2 protein-coding genes, 1 tRNA gene and 1 pseudogene are annotated in these 4,510 nt (G+C 64.8%); 3 read left to right on the top strand and 1 reads right to left on the bottom strand.

All coding sequences use genetic code 11. From position 1 onward, the window contains the following. Positions 1-1,701 precede the first annotated feature (1,701 nt). A tRNA-Leu gene (locus JWP83_RS12310) sits at positions 1,702-1,775 on the bottom strand. A 357-nt stretch (positions 1,776-2,132) separates the two neighbouring features. Here JWP83_RS12310 and JWP83_RS12305 point away from each other — a divergent pair. The 3 genes and pseudogenes from JWP83_RS12305 to JWP83_RS12295 form a co-directional block, all read left to right on the top strand. After that, entirely contained in the window at positions 2,133-2,975 is an 843-nt protein-coding gene (locus JWP83_RS12305; RefSeq protein WP_297730220.1) for a PE domain-containing protein, read from the top strand. Between the two features lie 71 nt (positions 2,976-3,046). Continuing rightward, the gene (locus JWP83_RS12300) at positions 3,047-4,231 is read left to right on the top strand and encodes a PPE family protein (RefSeq protein WP_297730219.1); all 1,185 of its coding nucleotides are present in this window, start codon (positions 3,047-3,049) and stop codon (positions 4,229-4,231) included. 157 nt (positions 4,232-4,388) lie between these two features. Then, positions 4,389-4,510 (top strand): annotated as a pseudogene (locus JWP83_RS12295) (WXG100 family type VII secretion target); the annotation flags it as partial.

The raw sequence follows: 4,510 nt of genomic DNA, 5'->3' as shown, positions 1-4,510 counted from the left end.
CTTGAACCCGGCGCCCAGACGAAACGAGCGCTCATCGAGACGGTCGCGCCGCGCGTTGTCGGTGCTACTCATGCCTATGAGCATTAGGCACAAACGACGTGGACCGCTTCCCCTCCTCAGGCCCGATCTCAGGGTGGATCATGGGCCTGCGAGGACATGGCGCACGGGTCAGGCCTTGGCCAGCTGCTTCTGCTTGTACAGGAGCGCCCACTCCTTGCTCGGCCGGATCGACACGTCGACATCGGTGGCCATCGCCCGCTCATCCATCGTCGTCATCTTGTTGCCTCCTCGGCGTGGTGTCCGCAGGCCGTTCCTGCGGGCGTTCCACCAGAGTGACGACATGAGCAGATCCGTGCAACCAGCCGAAATCGTGTGTTTCCGAATGCTTTTGGCGCTGAGATGCCCTCAGAAGTCAACCAGTGCCCAGACCGCAGGACCCCACCCGGCTCGCTCGCGATAAGCGTTGGCGCGACGAGACCGAATAGGGCTTCGGTAGCGGCATGGTGCCGCCGGGCAAGGAGTACGCCCCACCCTCCGAGCGCGGCATGTATCGGGGTAAAGCGCCCAGCATGGTCGACCCGCCGAGCGGTCGAGACGTGCCGGGTAACCCCGGCGAGCAGATTGCCCGGTAACCGCCGCGCATCTGGCTACGGCCACGCGAGGCGCCCGAACGGCCCGGTCGCGGGTGCGCCCCTTCGAGTGCCCGCGACCGGTTGCCTGGCTCCCGGCGGCGGCGACGCGACCGCCAACAGTTCCCGCCGTCGCCGGTTGAGCCACACCACCACAGATGTGCACACGTGCATAATTTGCGGCCGGTATCGAAGGTGTGCGAGATAGGAGATAGAAAGCGATTCAAGTCATCGCTTCTGAACCACCCACCCCTCCCGATGCCACTGGACTATGGTCGCCGCAAGAGTGACAACAGCCTGCGCCTCCTGCCCTGAGGGCGTTCGCTTCGGTGTTGAGCCGCCATGCCGGTCGTGGTTGGGCCATATCAGACGAAGTATTGCGACGAGGTGCGCGACATCGTGATCCTGGTTGTTCCCCGGCAGTACCAATCTCCACTGCGCGCGGTTCTGCCCGGCAAGTTCACCTACGACGTTCCCCAAGGTCGCGTTGCCGTTGTTCGGCATCTCCGGAATCAACACGTCTTCAACAGCTTTTATGGCATGGTCCCATACGTCGGAGGGGTCGCCGTTGCGGCCGAAGGCGTTCGCCCAAGTCTCCCGTAGCTCCGGGTGCCATCGATCAGGTCGAGGAAATAGTCCTCATCCTTTTGGGCACCTCCCAAAAGGATGCTGCAGCACGGTCTCTGCCCGCCAATCCGGTTCGACCGGTGCGCGCATGAAACCCGCTATCTCAAGAAGCTTCTGCTCATTAATCTGGCGGTTCTGATATGGCCTCAGCGTGTTGTCGAACCATTTCAAGAGTCGGTTCACGAGATGCTCGGGCACACCCTCGTACGGGCCGTCCGGTTGAGCCCGTCCTCTGCGCTGCGACAATCGTTGCCCCGCCATGCGTACCAGCCTATGGCGGCGCCCCAGCACTGCTCGGCGTGTTGCGGTGCGTGTCGCTTCCGAACACGTGTGCGAGTTAGCGAGCTCCGCAAGCTCGCGCCAGCCTGCGTACACGCTGCATACACGAAGTCCCCTCAGCCGAGTGGACCACCGTCCAATATCGTCTTGACCAGCGCAAATACGGTGCCCCCAGTCGGACTCGAACCGACACTGGACGGATTTTAAGTCCGCTGCCTCTGCCAATTGGGCTATGGGGGCTCGGCGGCGAATGTAGCGCGCCGGCCCCGGTCTCGGGGCGTCGGATACGACCCGAAATAGTCGAAATCTCGAAGATGCGCTTTGGCCGCGCTTCGCCTAAGATGCGCCCGCCGCACCCCATTCGCCGCTTTGCGGGCGGATCTCAGATGACAGCGCTATGTCGCCCGGCAGGACATCGTTAAAACTGTCGACACGTTCGTTAAGAAGCCGTAAACGCCCGTCACCCTGGCCTTTTCCGTAGGGACTGTGGAGTCACGGCTCGTTAGCCTTTTGCCAGTCGCACAGCGCCGTTACGCCAACGCACAGAGTCGATCCACCGCACGTGGATGGACATTTTCCGAACACTAGGAGAAGAAGATGTCTTTTCTGACAGCAATACCCGAAGAGTTGCTCGCCGTCTCGGCGCAACTTGCGGCGATCACGACTTCATTGACTGCCCAAAACGCGGGCGCGGCGGAACCGATCACGACGATCATTCCGGCAGCCTCCGACCCGGTATCTGCCCAGCAGGCGGGGATTTTCGCGGCGTACGGCGCAATGTATCAGCAGATCGCCGCGGAGGCTCAGACTATTCAGCAACAGTATGCGAGCACCCTGGGGCTCAGCTCCGGCACCTACAGCAGCACCGAGGCCGCCAACGCGGCCGTGACGGCTCTCGGCGGCAACAATCCTCTTGACGTCGTCCAGTATCTCCTCGGCGGAACCGGCAACTACAGCCCTGGTCTCGGTGGCCCGTTCAGCCTCTCGGGCAATGCTGGCAACATCCTCAATATCGGTGGCGGCAACTGGGCCTCCGCAGGTTCCGACCTGCTCGGGATGGCCGGTGGCGGCCTGCTCCCCAGCGGGCCGGCCGACGCCGCTTCCGACGTCGCGGCCGCGGGCGTCGCGGATACCGTGGGCACGACGGGTCCGGCCGGGGGCATGGGCATGGCCGCGATGCCGGTCGGGGGCTTGGGCCAGGCGACGATGGTCGGCAAGTTGTCGGTGCCGCCGAGTTGGGCCGGCACCTTCACGCCCGGGGCGAGCCCCGTCACCGCCGTCCAAACCGTGGGCTGGACCGGCGCCGCGCCGCAGGGCGGCCCGGGGACGATCGTCCCGGGCATGCCGGGTTTGGGCGGGGCCGCCCGCAACAGCGCCGGCTTCGGTGCCCCGCGCTACGGCGTCAAGCCCATCGTCATGCCGAAGCCGCAGGCCGTCTAAGGAGTGAGTTCATACGCGGTCACACAGTCAACTAAAAGCAAAACTCGGGACGAAGGGAACGGGATACAGAAATGGTTCTAGGTTTCGATTTCGCGGGTGTACCCCCGGACATTACCTCGGCGCTCATGTACGCCGGTGCCGGCGCAGGACCGCTCATGGCCGCAGCGACGGCTTACAACAACCTGGCCGCCGAGCTGAGCACCACAGCGACCCAGTGGGAGTCGCTAGTCTCGACCCTGACCACCGAGCAATGGACGGGTCCGGGGTCGGCAGCAGCAGCGACCGCAGCCCAGCCCATCGTGTCATGGCTGACGACCTCGGCGGCGGCGCTCGAGCAGGCGGGCACCCAGGCCATGGCGTCGGCTGCCGCTTATGAGGCGGCGTTCGGGGCGACGGTCCCACCGCCGGTGATCGCTGCCAATAGGTCGTTGCTGGCGACGCTGGTCGCGACGAACTTCCTGGGCATCAACACGCCAGCAATCATGGCCACCGAGGTGCAATACGCCGAAATGTGGGTCCAAGACGCCATCATGATGGCCACGTACCAGGGCGCCTCGACGGCCGCCTCGGTGCTTCAGCCGGTAGCGCCGCTGACGTCGACCCCCAACCCGGCTGCCCCGGGCCTGCAAGCCGCCGCGGTCACCAACGCGGCGACCCCCGCCCAGACGTTGGCGGACGCGTTTGTCTTCGGGCCCCCGTTGATTAATGGGCCCAACCCCATCAACTTCGCCGGAACCTTTGGGATCAGCAGTAGCCTTCTGCAGTCGGTTGACGGCTTCCTCGGCACTCCGTCGGTCTTCAATGCCATTAATGGCGCGGTCAACACCGGGGCCTGGTTCACGATGAACGCCATCCCGACCGGGGTGTCGCTGGGGCACACGCTTGCGGCCGCCACGCCGGCGGCCGCCGCCACCGCCAGCGACGTCACACCGCTCGCCGGCGGTGCGGTCATCGGGGAAGGTGCCCTGGTGAACAGTGTTATGGGCGGCGGAGCGTCGGGCGCTCTGGGCGAAGCCTCCGCGGTCGGTGGCCTCTCGGTGCCGGCCAGCTGGTCTTCGGCGGCCCCCGCGACATTGGCCTCGTCGACCGCTCCCCTGGAGGGCTCGGGTTGGACCGCAGCCGCCGAGGGCGAGCCCGTCGCGGCGATGCCCGGCATGCCCGGAATGGCAGGGGCGGCCAAGGGCGCGGCCGGCTACGGCGCCGGGCCGCGGTATGGGTTCAAGCCGATCGTCATGCCCAAGCAGGTTGTCGTCTGACGCGAGAAAAGGGCGGAAAAAGGAAGGATATGTCACCCATTTGAGGCGAGCAATTAACCGGTAGGTCGTAATCTGTCCGTGATGCGGCTACCAACGCATCGACCACAAACTAACAAGACTTCGACAAACTGAAGGCTTCGAGACAGGAGAAAGCAACATGGCTACACGTTTTATGACTGACCCGCATCAGATGCGGGCGATGGCGGGACGTTTTGAGGTCCACGCGCAGACCGTTGAGGACGAGGCTCGCAAGATGTGGTCGTCGTCGATGAACATCGC

The sequence above is a fragment of the Mycobacterium sp. genome, from assembly GCF_025965855.1.
Lineage (GTDB): Bacteria > Actinomycetota > Actinomycetes > Mycobacteriales > Mycobacteriaceae > Mycobacterium.
The sequence above is the reverse complement of the archived record's forward strand: the minus strand, read 5'-3'. Positions and strand labels throughout refer to the sequence as shown.

Coding starts and splice junctions, on each gene's coding strand:
- JWP83_RS12305 (WP_297730220.1), top strand. CDS start 2,133: ATGTCTTTTCTGACAGCAATACCCGAAGAGTTGCTCGCCGTCTCGGCG.
- JWP83_RS12300 (WP_297730219.1), top strand. CDS start 3,047: ATGGTTCTAGGTTTCGATTTCGCGGGTGTACCCCCGGACATTACCTCG.